This is a genomic window from Leeia aquatica (genome assembly GCF_012641365.1).
In the GTDB taxonomy this organism is placed as follows: domain Bacteria; phylum Pseudomonadota; class Gammaproteobacteria; order Burkholderiales; family Leeiaceae; genus Leeia; species Leeia aquatica.
On record NZ_JABAIM010000001.1, the window covers coordinates 1,285,548 to 1,300,944 of the forward strand.

Annotated in this window: 14 protein-coding genes and 6 tRNA genes; 7 read left to right on the top strand and 13 right to left on the bottom strand. The window is 58.8% G+C overall.

All coding sequences use genetic code 11. The annotated features are described in order from the left end of the window. Positions 1 to 22: 22 nt before the first annotated feature. The 12 genes from rpoB to HF682_RS06685 form a co-directional block, all read right to left on the bottom strand. Positions 23 to 4,132 (bottom strand): DNA-directed RNA polymerase subunit beta, encoded by a 4,110-nt coding sequence (rpoB, locus tag HF682_RS06630; protein WP_168876418.1) that lies wholly within the window; start codon positions 4,130 to 4,132, stop codon positions 23 to 25. 177 nt (positions 4,133 to 4,309) lie between these two features. Beyond that, entirely contained in the window at positions 4,310 to 4,684 is a 375-nt protein-coding gene (rplL, locus tag HF682_RS06635; RefSeq protein WP_168876419.1) for a 50S ribosomal protein L7/L12, read from the bottom strand. A gap of 60 nt (positions 4,685 to 4,744) precedes the next feature. Beyond that, positions 4,745 to 5,245 carry a 50S ribosomal protein L10 gene (rplJ, locus tag HF682_RS06640; RefSeq protein ID WP_168876420.1) on the bottom strand — a complete coding sequence of 167 codons (501 nt, stop codon included), beginning with the start codon at positions 5,243 to 5,245 and terminating at the stop codon, positions 4,745 to 4,747. Positions 5,246 to 5,493: 248 nt separating this feature from the next. Next, positions 5,494 to 6,192 (bottom strand): 50S ribosomal protein L1, encoded by a 699-nt coding sequence (gene rplA, locus HF682_RS06645; RefSeq protein ID WP_168876421.1) that lies wholly within the window; start codon positions 6,190 to 6,192, stop codon positions 5,494 to 5,496. 2 nt (positions 6,193 to 6,194) lie between these two features. Next, positions 6,195 to 6,623, bottom strand: coding sequence for a 50S ribosomal protein L11 (gene rplK / locus HF682_RS06650; protein ID WP_168876422.1), 429 nt, complete (start codon positions 6,621 to 6,623; stop codon positions 6,195 to 6,197). A gap of 105 nt (positions 6,624 to 6,728) precedes the next feature. Next, positions 6,729 to 7,262, bottom strand: a complete 534-nt coding sequence (gene nusG / locus HF682_RS06655; protein WP_168876423.1) for a transcription termination/antitermination protein NusG — start codon at positions 7,260 to 7,262, stop codon at positions 6,729 to 6,731. A 9-nt stretch (positions 7,263 to 7,271) separates the two neighbouring features. Continuing rightward, complete coding sequence (gene secE, locus HF682_RS06660) at positions 7,272 to 7,697, bottom strand: preprotein translocase subunit SecE (protein WP_277346155.1); 426 nt, start codon at positions 7,695 to 7,697, stop codon at positions 7,272 to 7,274. After that, positions 7,668 to 7,743: transfer RNA gene (locus HF682_RS06665), tRNA-Trp, on the bottom strand. The genes secE and HF682_RS06665 overlap by 30 nt, the downstream gene beginning before the upstream one ends. A gap of 45 nt (positions 7,744 to 7,788) precedes the next feature. Further along, positions 7,789 to 8,979, bottom strand: a complete 1,191-nt coding sequence (tuf, locus tag HF682_RS06670; RefSeq protein WP_168876414.1) for an elongation factor Tu — start codon at positions 8,977 to 8,979, stop codon at positions 7,789 to 7,791. 54 nt (positions 8,980 to 9,033) lie between these two features. After that, positions 9,034 to 9,108: transfer RNA gene (locus HF682_RS06675), tRNA-Thr, on the bottom strand. 15 nt (positions 9,109 to 9,123) lie between these two features. After that, positions 9,124 to 9,197: transfer RNA gene (locus tag HF682_RS06680), tRNA-Gly, on the bottom strand. A gap of 74 nt (positions 9,198 to 9,271) precedes the next feature. After that, positions 9,272 to 9,357 (bottom strand) — tRNA-Tyr (locus tag HF682_RS06685). Between the two features lie 325 nt (positions 9,358 to 9,682). Between HF682_RS06685 and HF682_RS06690 the strand changes: the two genes are divergently transcribed. The 4 genes from HF682_RS06690 to HF682_RS06705 all read left to right on the top strand — a co-directional run bounded on the left by HF682_RS06690 (position 9,683) and on the right by HF682_RS06705 (position 11,847). Further along, positions 9,683 to 9,758, top strand: a tRNA-Phe gene (locus HF682_RS06690). Positions 9,759 to 9,801: 43 nt separating this feature from the next. Then, positions 9,802 to 9,878: transfer RNA gene (locus HF682_RS06695), tRNA-Pro, on the top strand. Between the two features lie 124 nt (positions 9,879 to 10,002). Continuing rightward, the gene (locus tag HF682_RS06700; RefSeq protein ID WP_168876425.1) at positions 10,003 to 11,217 is read left to right on the top strand and encodes a GGDEF domain-containing protein; all 1,215 of its coding nucleotides are present in this window, start codon (positions 10,003 to 10,005) and stop codon (positions 11,215 to 11,217) included. A 51-nt stretch (positions 11,218 to 11,268) separates the two neighbouring features. Next, the gene (locus HF682_RS06705; RefSeq protein WP_168876426.1) at positions 11,269 to 11,847 is read left to right on the top strand and encodes a flavin reductase family protein; all 579 of its coding nucleotides are present in this window, start codon (positions 11,269 to 11,271) and stop codon (positions 11,845 to 11,847) included. A gap of 394 nt (positions 11,848 to 12,241) precedes the next feature. Here the strand turns inward: HF682_RS06705 and HF682_RS06710 are convergent, their stop codons facing one another. Next, on the bottom strand, positions 12,242 to 12,499 hold the full coding sequence (locus HF682_RS06710) for a hypothetical protein (protein ID WP_168876427.1): 258 nt from the start codon (positions 12,497 to 12,499) through the stop codon (positions 12,242 to 12,244). Between HF682_RS06710 and HF682_RS06715 the strand changes: the two genes are divergently transcribed. The 3 genes from HF682_RS06715 to HF682_RS06725 all read left to right on the top strand — a co-directional run bounded on the left by HF682_RS06715 (position 12,498) and on the right by HF682_RS06725 (position 15,370). After that, positions 12,498 to 13,595 (top strand): ABC transporter substrate-binding protein, encoded by a 1,098-nt coding sequence (locus HF682_RS06715; protein WP_168876428.1) that lies wholly within the window; start codon positions 12,498 to 12,500, stop codon positions 13,593 to 13,595. The genes HF682_RS06710 and HF682_RS06715 overlap by 2 nt on opposite strands. Positions 13,596 to 13,682: 87 nt before the next feature. After that, entirely contained in the window at positions 13,683 to 14,573 is an 891-nt protein-coding gene (locus tag HF682_RS06720) for an ABC transporter permease (protein WP_168876429.1), read from the top strand. Next, a complete protein-coding gene (locus HF682_RS06725; RefSeq protein WP_168876430.1) occupies positions 14,570 to 15,370 on the top strand; it encodes an ABC transporter permease in 801 nt (266 codons plus the stop codon). Before HF682_RS06720 ends, HF682_RS06725 begins: the two co-directional genes overlap by 4 nt. The last annotated feature ends 27 nt before the right edge of the window (positions 15,371 to 15,397 follow it).

Below are 15,397 nucleotides of genomic sequence, written 5' to 3' on the forward strand. Positions count from 1 at the left end.
AGCCCTCCACTGGCGTTCGGTGTTATTGGCGTTCCAGATCCATGTCGATACCCAGCGAGCGGATTTCCTTCACCAGCACATTGAAGGACTCCGGCATGCCTGCATCGATCTTGTGATCGCCCTTGACGATATTTTCGTAGACCTTGGTCCGACCGGTAATATCGTCCGACTTCACCGTCAACATTTCCTGCAGCGTGTACGCCGCACCGTAAGCTTCCAGCGCCCACACTTCCATCTCACCGAAGCGCTGACCACCGAACTGGGCCTTACCACCCAGCGGCTGTTGCGTCACCAGCGAGTACGGGCCGGTAGAACGGGCGTGCATCTTGTCATCCACCAAGTGGTGCAGCTTCAGCACGTGCATGTAGCCCACGGTCACCGGGCGCTCGAACTGCTCGCCGGTGCGGCCGTCATACAGGCGCAGCTGGGTCTTGGTCGGAGTGAAGCCCAGTACGGCAGTACGCGGGTCGCTGTCCGGGAAGGCCAGGTCCAGCATCGCCTTGATTTCGGACTCCTTGGCACCGTCGAACACCGGGGTGGCAAACGGCACACCGCCACGCAGGTTATGCGCCAGTTCCAGCACTTCCTGATCGGTCAGGCCCTGGATGTCTTCCTGCTTGCCGCTGCTGTTGTACATATTGTCGAGGAAGCCACGCACTTCGCTGACATTGCGCTCCTGACGCAGCATTTCGTCGATGCGACGGCCCAGACCCTTGGCTGCCCAACCCAGATGGGTTTCCAGAATCTGACCCACGTTCATCCGGGACGGCACGCCCAGCGGGTTCAGCACGATGTCCATCGGCGTACCATCGGCCATGTGCGGCATGTCTTCCACCGGCACGATGCGCGATACCACACCCTTGTTACCGTGACGACCGGCCATCTTGTCACCCGGCTGCAGGCGACGTTTCACCGCCAGATACACCTTGACCATCTTCTGTACGCCCGGCGACAGTTCGTCACCTTGCGTCAGCTTGCGCTTCTTCTCCTCAAACAGCTGATCGAAGTCCAGACGCTTCTGCGCCAGGATGTCCTTCTGCTGTTCCAGCTGACGGGCAGCATCTTCGTCGGCCAGACGAATGTCGAACCAGTCGTGCGAAGCCATGCCTTCCAGGTACTCGGCGCTCAGTGCCGTGCCCTTGGCCAGCTTCTTCGGACCGCCGTTGGCCACCTTGCCGATCAGCATCTTCTTGATACGGGCAAACGCATCGCCTTCCAGAATACGCAGCTGGTCAGCGAGGTCGATCTTGAAGCGCTTCAGTTCATCGTCAATGATGGACTGGGCACGCGCGTCACGCGGAATGCCTTCGCGGGTGAAGACCGACACACCGATCACGGTACCGCTCATGCCGGTCGGCACGCGCAGCGAGGTGTCCTTCACATCAGACGCCTTCTCACCGAAGATGGCCCGAAGCAGTTTCTCTTCCGGGGTCAGCTGGGTTTCGCCCTTCGGCGTCACCTTGCCCACCAGCACATCACCGGCTTCCACTTCGGCGCCGATGTGTACGATACCGCTCTCATCCAGACGGCCCAGCATGCGCTCGGACAGGTTCGAGATGTCACGGGTGATTTCTTCCGGCCCCAGCTTGGTATCGCGCGCCACCACCGACAGCTCTTCGATGTGAATGGTGGTGTAGCGGTCATCGGCCACCACGCGTTCGGAGATCAGGATCGAATCTTCGAAGTTGTAGCCGTTCCACGGCATGAAGGCCACCAGCAGGTTCTGGCCCAGTGCCAGCTCGCCCAGGTCAGTCGAGGCACCATCGGCGATCACGTCGTTACGGCCAACCTTGTCGCCCACCTTCACGATCGGGCGCTGGTTGATGTTGGTGTTCTGGTTGGAACGGGTGTACTTCACCAGATTGTAGATGTCGACACCCACTTCACCAGCGCTGGTTTCATCGTCGTTCACGCGGATCACGATACGGCCCGCATCGACATAATCCACCACACCACCACGGTCCGCCTTCACTGCCGTGCCGGCATCCACCGCCACGGTGCGCTCAATACCGGTACCCACCAGCGACTTTTCCGGACGCAGGCAAGGCACAGCCTGACGCTGCATGTTGGCACCCATCAAGGCCCGGTTGGCATCATCGTGCTCCAGGAACGGGATCAGCGAAGCGGCCACCGACACAATCTGGCTCGGTGCAACGTCCATGTACTGCACGCGGTCCGACGTTTCCAGGATGGTTTCACCCTTTTCACGGCAGGTGATCAGCTCATCGGCCAGGCGACCTTCTTCGTCCAGTGCCGAGTTGGCCTGGGCGATCACATAGCGACCTTCTTCAATGGCGGACAGGTATTCGATCTGGTCAGTCACCTTGCCGTCCACTACCTTGCGATAGGCGGTTTCCAGGAAGCCGTACTCGTTGGTACGCGCATAGATGGCCAGCGAGTTGATCAGACCGATGTTCGGGCCTTCCGGCGTTTCAATCGGGCACACACGGCCATAGTGGGTCGGGTGCACGTCACGCACTTCAAAGCCAGCGCGTTCGCGGGTCAGACCGCCCGGGCCCAGCGCGGACACACGGCGCTTGTGGGTGATTTCCGACAGCGGGTTGGTCTGGTCCATGAACTGCGACAGCTGGCTGGAACCAAAGAATTCCTTGATGGCGGCGCTGACCGGCTTGGCGTTGATCAGGTCATGCGGCATCAGGTTTTCAGATTCGGCCTGCGACAGACGCTCCTTCACAGCACGCTCAACGCGAACCAGACCGGCGCGGAACTGGTTCTCGGCCAGCTCGCCCACCGAGCGCACGCGACGGTTACCCAGGTGGTCGATATCGTCGACTTCACCACGGCCATTGCGCAGCTCAACCAGAATCTTGATCACGGCGACGATGTCTTCGTTCGACAGCGTACCGGTGCCGAGGATTTCCTCACGGCCGATACGACGGTTGAACTTCATGCGACCCACCTTGGACAGGTCATAGGTTTCGTCGGCGAAGAACAGGCGCTGGAACAGCATTTCGACCGCATCTTCGGTCGGCGGCTCGCCCGGACGCATCATGCGGTAGATGGAGATGCGCGCGGCATTGCGGTCTGCGGTTTCATCCAGACGCATGGTCTGCGAAATGAAGGCACCAAAGTCGAGGTCGTTGGTGTAAATCACTTCCAGACGGGCGATACCGGCGATCTGCATCTTGTTCAGCAGCGACTCGGTAATCTCTTCGTTGGCCACGGCCAGGATCTCACCGGTGGCCGGATCAATCACAGTCTTGGCCAGCACACGGCCCACGGCCATTTCATCCGGCACGCTCAGGCTGGTCAGACCCGCCGCAGCGATATCCTTGATGTGCTTGGCGGTGATGCGCTTGTCCTTGGCAACGATAACTTTGCCCGAAGCATCCTTGATGTCGAACTTGGCTACTTCGCCCTTCAGGCGTTCCGGCACCAGTTCCAGACGCACTTCTTCACGACCCAGATGGATGGTGTCAAAGGAGAAGAATTCCGCCAGGATGTCTTCGTTGCTGTAGCCCAGCGCGCGCAGCAGGATGGTCACCGGCATCTTGCGACGGCGGTCAATCCGGAAGTACAGCAGGTCTTTGGCATCGAACTCGAAGTCCAGCCAGGAGCCGCGGTAAGGGATGATACGTGCGGAGAACAGCAGCTTGCCGGAGCTGTGGGTCTTGCCCTTGTCGTGCTCAAAGAACACGCCCGGTGAACGGTGCAGCTGGGAGACGATCACCCGCTCGGTACCGTTGATGATGAAGGAACCGGCTTTGGTCATGAGCGGAATTTCGCCCATGTACACTTCCTGCTCTTTCACTTCCTTGATGGTCGGCTTGCTGGCATCCCGGTCCATGATGGTCAGGCGCACGCGTGCACGCAGCGGTGCAGCAAAGGTAATGCCGCGCTGCTGACACTCGGTCATGTCAAACGGAGGGGTGCCCAGCATGTAGCTGACAAACTCCAGACGGGCATTGCCCGAGTGGCTGGAGATCGGGAAGATGGAGTTGAACGCAGCCTGCAACCCTTGGCTTTCGCGGGATTCCGGCGCACGATCCGCCTGCAGGAATGCTGCGTAAGATTCAATCTGGGTTGCCAGCAAGAACGGAACGTCAAGCACACTCTCACGCTTGGCGAAACTCTTGCGGATGCGTTTCTTCTCTGTAAAAGAGTAACTCATAGAGACTCCATGGAGGTAAATGCCGCAGAAAGCAAAGAACAGCTCACTTGCACGGCCAACAAATCGGCTGTTGTTTGCACTCTGTGAAATGCCGATTCAGGTCTTGCAGCCCGAACCGGCACAAAGCAAACAAGGCCGGCGGTCTCCCGCCAGCCTGGTTTGCCGCAATCAAGACAATTACTTGATTTCTGCCTTGGCGCCGGCTTCTTCCAGTTGCTTCTTCATGGCTTCTGCGTCGGCCTTGCTTGCGCCTTCCTTCACGGTCTTCGGAGCACCGTCCACCAGGTCCTTGGCTTCCTTCAGGCCCAGGCCGGTCAGCGCGCGAACAACCTTGATGACGTTAACCTTGTTGTCGCCAGCAGCGGCCAGGATCACGTCGAACTCGGTCTTCTCTTCAGCAGCGGCAGCAGCGCCACCAGCAGCCGGAGCAGCCACAGCCATAGCGGCAGCGGACACGCCGAACTTCTCTTCGAACGCCTTCACCAGGTCGTTCAGGTCCATCACGGTCATCGCGCCAACGGCTTCGAGGATGTCTTCTTTGCTAATTGCCATTTTCAAATCACTCCTGCAATCTTTAAATCGTATCTAGTCGGATTCACCCACACGGATGAATCAAGCGGCTTCGGTTTCGCCCTTTTGAGCAGCCAGTGCAGCCATGGCGCGAGCAAAGCCCGACACCGGTGCCTGCATGACACCCAGCAAGCGAGCCAGCAGCTCATCACGGCTCGGAATGGAAGCCAGCGCTTGCACGCCTGCCTTGTCCAGTACCTTGCCTGCGAAGCTACCAGCGGTCAGAACCAGCTTGTCGTTTGCCTTGGCAAACTCGTTCAGCACTTTGGCGGCAGCCACCGGATCTTCGGAAAAACCGTAGATCAGCGGGCCGGACATTTGCTCAGCGAGGCCGGCAAAAGGCGTACCTTCCACAGCACGGCGCACCAGGGTGTTTTTCAACACGCGCAGGTAAACACCGGACTGACGGGCATTGGCACGCAATTGCGTCAGCTGACTGACCTTGACACCACGATATTCAGCCAGAACAATGGTCTGAGCCTTGGCAACTTCTGCCGCAACTTCAGCCACAACGGCCTTTTTATCTTCGAGATTGAGACTCAAGGTCTATCCTCCTATCAAACCCGAAGTCGGTCAGAAACCGACTTCACCTCGGCGACCTTGGCTCAGGAATGATTCGTACTGCATGAATTCGTATCCTTTACCCGGGATCACCATCTGCGCAGGCAGGCATTCCAACAGCGAATGCCAATTACGGCGAACCACCTGCGGTCTTTGACGATCTGCATCACTCATACGGCAGCGAGACAGCCCAAAGTACGGCCAGCCCGAAGGCCGGCCGTGTTACTGCATTACTGTGCGGCCAGGCTGGCGGTGTCGACGCGAACACCGATACCCATGGTGCTGCTCACCGCAACCTTGCGCAGGTAAACACCCTTGCTGGAAGCCGGCTTGGCTTTTTGCAGGGCTTCGATCAGCGCATTCAGGTTTTCACGCAGGGCAGCAGCTTCGAAGGAAGCGCGGCCCAGGGTGCAGTGAATGATACCGGCCTTGTCGGTACGGTATTGCACCTGACCTGCCTTGGCGTTCTTCACGGCGGTAGCGGCGTCCGGGGTCACGGTACCGACCTTCGGGTTCGGCATCAGACCGCGCGGGCCGAGGATCTGACCCAGCTGACCAACGATACGCATGGCGTCCGGGGTAGCGATCACGATATCGAAATCGAGCATGCCGCCCTTGATCTGTTCAGCCAGATCATCGAAGCCCACCACGTCCGCACCGGCGGCCTTGGCCGCTTCAGCGTTAGCGCCCTGTGCGAACACGGCGACGCGAACGGTCTTGCCGGTACCACGCGGCAGCACCACGGAGCCACGAACCACTTGGTCCGACTTACGAGCGTCCACACCCAGGTTCACCGAAACGTCTACCGATTCGTCAAACTTGGCGGTCGCGGTTTCCTTGATCAGGGACAGTGCCTCATCAACCGGGTACAGCTTGGTGGAATCCACCTTGGCACGCAGTGCCTTTGCGCGCTTGGAAATCTTCGCCATGATCAGCCCTCCATTTCCACGCCCATGGAACGGGCGCTGCCAGCGATACAACGAACCGCTGCGTCCAGATCGGCAGCAGTCAGGTCCGGCATTTTGGTCTTGGCGATTTCTTCAGCCTGAGCACGGGTCAGCTTGCCCACCTTGTCGGTATGCGGCTTGGAGCTGCCCTTTTGCAGGCCAATGGCCTTCTTGATCAGGGTGGTGGCCGGCGGCGTCTTCATGATGAACGTGAAGGACTTGTCCGCGTAGGCGGTAATCACCACCGGAATCGGCAGACCCGGTTCCAGCTTCTGCGTTGCGGCGTTAAAGGCCTTGCAGAATTCCATGATGTTCAGACCACGCTGACCCAGTGCCGGACCGATCGGCGGCGACGGGTTTGCTTTACCAGCGGGCACTTGCAGCTTGATCAAGCCAACAATTTTCTTTGCCACGTTAATACTCCTGAATGTGGGTCAAGCGCAGGCGATCAACCTGCTCCCCGTTGATGCAACAACACCCCGCACCAGGCGGGGTATCGCTTTACGCTGCCCAGAAGATCAGATCTTCTCGACTTGCGTGAAATCCAGCTCCACCGGAGTAGCACGACCAAAAATGGTCACCGATACCCGCAGCTTGCTCTTGTCGTAATTCACTTCTTCCACCGAACCATTGAAATCGGTGAACGGGCCTTCGGTCACCCGAACCGCCTCACCCACTTCAAACAGGATCTTCGGCTTCGGTTTCTCCACACCTTCCTGCATCTGATGCAGGATTTCGTCCACTTCCTTCTGGCTGATCGGGGCCGGGCGCGTCGCCGTGCCACCCACAAAGCCGGTCACCTTCGGCGTGCTCTTCACCAAGTGCCAAGTTTGGTCGCTCATCTCCATCTCGACCAGCACATAGCCCGGGAAAAACTTGCGCTCGGTGATGCTCTTGTGGCCGCCCTTGACTTCCACCACTTCTTCCACCGGCACCAGAATGCGACCAAACTGGTCTTGCAACTCGCTGCGGGAAATCTTGTCCTGCAGAGCGCGCTGCACACTCTTCTCAAAACCGGAATAGGCGTGCACGACATACCAGCGCATTGCCATGTTCTACCCTTACCTGTTCAACAAATAGCTATAAACGATCTTGGACAAACCCCAGTCCACCACTGACAGGAACACCGCCAGCAGCAGCACAAACACCAGCACCACGCCGGTCATCTGCAGGGTTTCCTTACGGGTTGGCCACTGAACGCGCCTGGCTTCCTTGTACGAATCATGAGCATACGCACGAAAGCGCCCACCCAGATCGCTGGTTGCCATCAGGCCCAGTGCCGCAAGCACCGTTACCAAAACAATAGCCCCGCGCGCCACGCCAGGGAGGCTGTGCAGGGTGTAAAACGCAACAAGGCCAGCCGCAACCAACAGCAGGGATGCGGCCAGCTTGGCTTTGTCAGTCGAAGTCATTATGGCTTGAAAGCTCTTGTCAGCACCCCGTAAGGCTAGGGTGTATGGCAGGCCAGGAGGGTTTCGAACCCCCAACCCTCGGTTTTGGAGACCGATACTCTACCAATTGAGCTACTGGCCTGAAGTGGGTGCAGTAAGGTACTGCACCCGTAACGCTTTGTCAAACTTATTCGATGATCTTGGCAACCACACCGGCGCCAACCGTGCGACCACCTTCGCGAATCGCGAAGCGCAGACCGTCTTCCATCGCGATCGGGGCGATCAGGGCTACCTTGATCGACACGTTGTCGCCCGGCATCACCATTTCGGTGCCTTCCGGCAGCTCAACCGCACCGGTCACGTCGGTGGTACGGAAGTAGAACTGCGGACGGTAGCCGTTGAAGAACGGGGTGTGACGGCCGCCTTCATCCTTGCTCAGCACGTAGATCTCGGCGCTGAACTTGGTGTGCGGGGTGATCGAACCCGGCTTGGCCAGCACTTGGCCGCGCTCGACTTCTTCACGCTTGGTGCCGCGCAGCAGCACGCCAACGTTGTCACCAGCCTGACCTTGGTCCAGCAGCTTGCGGAACATTTCCACGCCGGTGCAGGTGGTCTTGATGGTGGCCTTCAGACCCACGATTTCCACTTCTTCGCCGACCTTGATGATGCCGCGTTCAACACGGCCGGTCACCACGGTACCACGACCGGAGATGGAGAATACGTCTTCCACCGGCATCAGGAAGGTGCCGTCGATGGCGCGTTCCGGTTCCGGGATGTAGCTGTCCAGTGCGGCGGCCAGCTTGAAGATGGACGGTTCGCCGTATTCGGACTGGTCGCCTTCCAGCGCCAGCTTGGCGGAGCCGGTCACGATCGGGGTGTCGTCACCCGGGAAATCGTACTTGGACAGCAGCTCGCGCACTTCCATTTCGACCAGTTCCAGCAGTTCGGCGTCGTCCACCAGGTCTGCCTTGTTCAGGTAGACGATGATGTACGGCACGCCAACCTGGCGGGCCAGCAGGATGTGTTCGCGGGTTTGCGGCATCGGGCCGTCTGCCGCGGAGCACACCAGGATGGCGCCGTCCATCTGGGCGGCACCGGTAATCATGTTCTTCACGTAGTCGGCGTGACCCGGGCAGTCCACGTGTGCGTAGTGGCGGCCTTCGGTTTCGTACTCGACGTGTGCGGTGTTGATGGTAATACCGCGGGCCTTTTCTTCCGGCGCGCTGTCGATCTGGTCGTAGCCCTTGGCTTCGCCACCGAACTTCTTCGACAGAATGGTGGTGATCGCTGCAGTCAGGGTGGTCTTGCCGTGGTCAACGTGACCAATGGTACCTACGTTGACGTGCGGCTTGGTCCGCGTGAATTTTTCCTTAGCCATTGCGCAAATCCTCTAAGTCTCTGAATTCGAATGCGACAACCGCATGACATCGGTTGGTGCCCATGGCCAGAATTGAACTGGCGACCTCTCCCTTACCAAGGGAGTGCTCTACCCCTGAGCTACATGGGCGCTCACAGAAATCGTTGGAGCGGGTGAAGGGAATCGAACCCTCGTCGTAAGCTTGGAAGGCTTCTGCTCTACCATTGAGCTACACCCGCCTAACTGCCAAGTCGAGGTCCTGATGCTTTGCAGCCAAAATTCACCACACCGCCGACCGCTACTGCAATCCTTCTGGTGGAGAGGGCTGGATTCGAACCAGCGTACTCGTAAGAGGACAGATTTACAGTCTGTTGCCTTTAACCACTCGGCCACCTCTCCAGAAGAGACGCGCATTATGAGGAAACCACCCCACCCTGTCAACACCTCCCCATGCAATTTTCTCAGGTTTTTTCACACCCGTAGTGGGACTCAAAAATGGCATATATATCACGCGCGCGTAAGATCGAAAGGCCACTTGACGTGGCCTGCACGACGCAAGCACGTCTGGGGGGATTGGCTTCGTTCCATCCACACCACCCGCCCTAGCCTACCCTGCACCCTGGCGCCGGTGCGCTGAAACACCGCTTTGGATGTTTTTTCAAAAAAGGGTTGACGCGGGGCCGGATATCCGATTTAATGCGCGTCTCTTGTCGCTGACAAGAACGGCCAAGTAGCTCAGTTGGTAGAGCAGCGGATTGAAAATCCGCGTGTCGGTGGTTCGATTCCGCCCTTGGCCACCACAATTCATCATGACCTGATCCCTCTCTGTGATCACGGCAAATTCGGGGTGTAGCTTAGCCTGGTAGAGCGCTACGTTCGGGACGTAGAGGCCGGAGGTTCGAATCCTCTCACCCCGACCAGTCTTGTTTTCCCCGCTATACTGTCCATTAACAGTCTTTCACTTTTTAATACGCGCCCTAGACGGTAAGATTCCGCCTTTATTTCCCTGTCATTTCTGCGTTTGCCGCCGAAGTGGATAAGCACATGCTGGCCGAACTTGATCTTCGCGATAATCCTTACGCCGAGCAGCGTCGCAAGGGCTTCCGCTGGCTGAAATTTGATGCGCCGCTGGAAGAAGCCTACCTGGCCTATTTGCTGCAGCGTTATCAATTGCCACGCCGTATTGGCGGCATCATCCTGACGCTGGTTTTGCTGTTTTTTCTTGCGCAAGACATTCACTTTGCCCTGACGCATTACGTCCCCACCCTCAGCGGCGCCTTGATAGCGCTGCGCCTGATCTGCATCGCCGCCATTCAGTGTTGTGCCTGGATTGGTGAGCGGCAAACCTCACCCATGCAAAGTCAGCGCTGGATCATTTATGGTTTGCTCTCGCTGAGCCTTTGTACGCTGGCGTCTACCTTGCTTTACCAGCCTGTCCTGCTTGGCCTGGGTATCCCGGTGGCGCTGGACACCAATTTTCTGCTGCTGATCGCCATTTTCTTTCCGATCGGTCATAACTATTGGAATGCCGTCAAGCTGGCCTTGCTGGTCTGCATCAGCAGCTGGCTCATGTTGGCCCTGATGCTCAGTCCCGAGGCCATGCCTGATTTCTGGCACCTGCTGCCTTACCAGGTGACGGCCCTGCTGGGTCTGGCTGGCATGCGTTTCTCGCACGATCACGCCACTCGAGCCCAATTCCTGACCCGAGGCATCCTGAATCATCTGGCGGGCACGGATGGCTTGACCGGCCTTTTGAACCGTCGGGCTTTTGAGCTGCGCGCGCAGCAATCGTTGCAGCAGGCTCAGCGTGAACACAAGGGCACGGCGCTGCTCCTGATGGATGTGGATCATTTCAAAGCTTACAACGATCTGTATGGCCACCCGGCTGGCGATCAGGCGCTACGCCAGATCGGCCAATTGCTGCAGCAGCAGCTGCAGCGTGGTACCGATCTTGCTGCACGTCTGGGGGGTGAGGAATTTGCCATCCTGCTGCATGATTGCAGCGCCCAGCATGCACAACAGGTTGCGCGACGTATCATTCATGAAGCCGAGCATCGCCTGGCCATTCCGCATGCCCACTCCAATACGGCGAGCCATGTCACCCTCAGCTTGGGCTATGGTCTGGCCGAACCTGGCGAAACCCTGGCGGAACTGTACCAGCGCACGGACTTTGCCTTATACCGTGCCAAATCCAGCGGTCGCAATCGCGCCGAAGCGGCCACACCCGGCTCGCAGATCCCCTTCCCTTTCAGTGAGTGAATACCTGCCTGGCCCGTTGTGCCACAATGCGCACTTTTGCGGAGGCACACCATGGATCAAGCTGCGCGCGTCACCATTCCACTGGATAAATCCTGGCGACTGCTCAATCACGGCCCCACCGTGCTGGTCAGCTCCGCCAGCGGCGACCGCCGCAACGTGATGTCCGCCGCATGGTCGATGCCGCTGGATTTCTCGCCACCCAAGATTGCCATCGTCATCGACAAGGCCACGCTGACACGAGAGCTGGTCGAAGCATCCGGAGAGTTTGCGCTTTGCATCCCGCCTCGCACCCTGGCCGCCTCGGTGGTCTGGGCAGGGCAGCACAGTGGCCGGGACGTGCAAGGTGACAAGTTTGCACACGCCGGTCTACGCACCTTCCCGGCCAGCCGGATTGGCGCCCCCTTGATTGAAGATTGCCTGGGCTGGCTGGAATGCAAGGTCATCAGCGAGCCTGACGTGCAAGGCAAGTACGATCTGTTTCTGGCCGAGGTCGTCTCCGCCCAGGCCGATGCGCGCATCTTCCAGGATGGCCACTGGCAGCAAGATGCCATGAGCCCTCGCAGCATTCATTACATCGCTGGCGGGCTATTCTTCGAGACCGGCGAGATGTTTGACACGACTCCGCGCTAAGTCCTGCACCCCCTCCTCCTGTATTTTTTTCTGTTAGCCCGCCACAATGTAGTAACCTGATTGTAATGTGAACGCACCCTCACGCGACCTGACGGTGCAGTCGCCTGAGGGTACCCGTTTCGCGCAGTCATACCCGTGGCGCATGGCCAGTGGCCTGCAGCGGGTGCGGCAAGGGCTAAAGTTCGTTCCCGAAAATTCATTTGACGTACTTGTTTGTGTCACACCGCGGCCACGGCCGCCGTTTTGAGCGTCTGGATTTGACCATTTTGCGTCGTGTGCAGACAGAATTCGCCCTCTGGTTTTTTGGCATCATCGCCAGCGCTTATGCAGCACCATAAGCTGACGTGATAATGTGTGATTTCGCACCTGAAATTTTGTTAAAACAACATCGCTGTCACAAATCTGTCGCAAAACTTGGCAACAATGGACGCTTTCGCGTCATGCCCATCATGCTGCGCTTGTCTGCTTTTTCATGACACGCGGATGGCATGCCAGGTTGATCGAAAAGAAACAGGTACTCACCCAATGCAGCCTCAGGGTTGCGGGTTGATGGCACTGCCGGCGCATTCCGGTGGAGCGAACTCAGAATCACAGGTTGCAGTTGCAGTCGGGTCTGTTTTTCGTGAAAAACTAAAGAGAGGATCAGGAACATGAGCAAGATGGGCATCAAGGTCACGCTGCTGGCAGCAGCCATCGGGGCAATCGGCGCCGCACAGGCTGAGGCACCTGCCAAGCTGGTGGCCGCGGCCAAGGCAGAAGGTGAACTCACCGTGATCGCACTGCCGCACGACTGGTGTGGCTATGGCGAAGTGATCAGCAGCTTCAAGGCCAAGTATGGTCTGAAGGTGAATGAACTGAACCCGGACGCAGGCTCCGGCGATGAAATCGAAGCCATCAAGGCGAACAAGGACAACAAGGGTCCGCAAGCACCGGACGTGATCGACGTGGGTCTGTCCTTCGGCCCGCAAGCCAAGGCTGCCGGCCTGATTCAACCGTACAAGGTCAGCACCTGGAACAGCATCCCGGCTTCCGCCAAGGATGCCGACGGCTTCTGGTATGGCGACTACTACGGCGTGCTGGCTTTCCAGGTGAACACCGACATCATCAAGAACGTGCCGAAAGACTGGTCCGACCTGCTGAAGCCGGAATACAAGAATGCCGTGGCACTGGCGGGAGATCCGCGTACCGCCAACCAGGCCATCCAGGGCGTGTTCGCTGCAGGCCTGTCGCAAGCCAAGGGTGACGTGAGCAAGGCTGGCGATGCCGGTCTGAAGTTCTTTGCCCAACTGAACAAGAACGGCAACTTCGTACCGGTGATCGGCAAGGCCGCCTCGCTGGCCCAAGGCACCACTCCGATCATCATCCGCTGGGACTACAACGCTCTGGCTGACCGCGACACCCTGAAGGGTAACCCGAAGGTCGCCGTGGTGATCCCGAAGACCGGCGTGGTAGCAGGTGTGTACGTACAGGCCATCAGCGCCTATGCACCGCACCCGAACGCCGCCAAGCTGTGGATGGAGCATCTGTATTCGGATGAAGGCCAGGTTGCATGGCTGAAGGGCTACTGCCACCCGATCCGCTTCAACGATCTGGCTGCCCGCAAGAAGATCCCTGCTGACCTGCTGGCCAAGCTGCCGCCGGCTGCTGCTTACAAGGGTGCGCTGTTCCCGACGCTGGAACAGCAGGAAGCCTACAAGGCCGCCATCACCAAGCAGTGGGATCAAGTGGTCGGCGCTGCCGTCAAGTAACATCCTGCCTTGCAGTGCCTCCCTGCCACCCGCCCGGGTGGCAGGGGGTGCTGTCTGTGTATCACCGCCTCACACAAGGCTGACATCATGGCCGATACCTCTCGGGTTGCTGGTCCCGCTGCGTCTGTTGCAGACCGCAGCTGGCTGAACTGGCTGGGCGTTGCGCCCTTCCTGCTGTTTGCCCTGCTGTTCCTGATCCTGCCCACCAGTTTGCTGCTGGTCGGTGCCTTTCAGGATGCCCAGGGTCACTTTACGCTGCAAAACATGCGCAACCTGTTTCAGGAAAACATCCTGAATGCTTATTGGTTGAGCATCCAGATCAGTGCGGCATCTGCCTTCTTTGGCGGCATCATCGGTGTGCTGATGGCCTGGGCGGCCATTCAGGGCCGTTTGCCAGGCTGGATTCGCCCCACGTTGATGACCTTCAGTGGCGTGGCGTCCAACTTTGCCGGGGTACCGCTGGCGTTTGCTTTCCTCGCCACCCTGGGCCGCATGGGCTTGGTGACGGTACTGGCGCGCGACTATCTGGATTTTGACCTGTATGGCACCGGTTTCAGCATTCTCAGCTTCACCGGGCTGACGCTGACCTACCTGTACTTCCAGATTCCGCTGATGGTGCTGATCATCAGCCCGGCCATCGAAGGCCTGCGCAAGGAATGGCGCGAAGCCTGTGACAGCCTGGGGGGCTCCAGTTTCCATTACTGGCGCTACATCGGCCTGCCGGTGCTGTGGCCCAGCATCATGGGCTCTACCCTGCTGCTGTTCGCCAATGCCTTTGGTGCCATTGCCACCGCCTATGCGCTGACCGGCAGTTCGCTCAACATCATCACCATCCAGCTGTATGCACAGATTCGTGGCGACGTGCTGCATGACCCCAACCTGGGCTACGCGCTAGCCATGGGCATGGTGATCATCACCGGCCTGTCGAACGCCGGCTACATCTGGCTGCGCTCGCGCTCTGAAAGGGGTCGCAAATGAAACAGAACCGTATCGGCGCCTGGATCGCCATCATCATCGGCACCCTGTATTTCTTTGTGCCCCTGCTGGCGACCTTCATCTTCAGCCTGAAGATGCGACGCGATGAGTACAGCTTTGATGCCTATGTGGCGGTATTTACCGATCCACAGTTCCAGGCCACCTTTGGCTACTCTACCCTGCTGGCCTTGCTGACCATCGTGGTAGGCGTGCTGCTGGTAGTGCCCACCGCCTACTGGGTGACCTTGCGTCTGCCCAAGGCGCGTCCGGTGGTGGAGTTCATCACCCTGCTGCCGCTGGTGATCCCGGCCATCGTGATCGTGTTTGGCTATCTGCGCATGTACAACAGCAGCTCCATCCTGCCGATGACCAGCAGCGAGCGCGCCACCGACATCCTGTTGCTGTGCAGTTACGTCACCCTGTCGCTGCCCTATATGTACCGCTCGATCGACACCGGGCTACGGGCCATTGACGTACGCTCGCTGACGGAAGCGGCAGAGAGTCTGGGTGCAGGCTGGACCACCATCCTGTTCCGGGTGATTTTCCCCAACATCAAGTCGGCCATCCTGTCCGGTGCCTTCCTGACCTTTGCCGTCGTCATCGGGGAGTTCACCATGGCCAGCCTGCTGAGCCGCCCGGCCTTTGGCCCTTACCTGCAGCTGATCGGCGCCAACCGCGCCTATGAGCCGTCGGCGCTGGCCATCATCGCCTTCATGATTACCTGGGCCTCGATGGGGCTGATCCAGGTGTTTTCACGCAACGCTGGCGCCCTGCGCAGCAAGGCAGAACAAGGCCACTGAGCCAATACACACTGAGAGTGGAATACT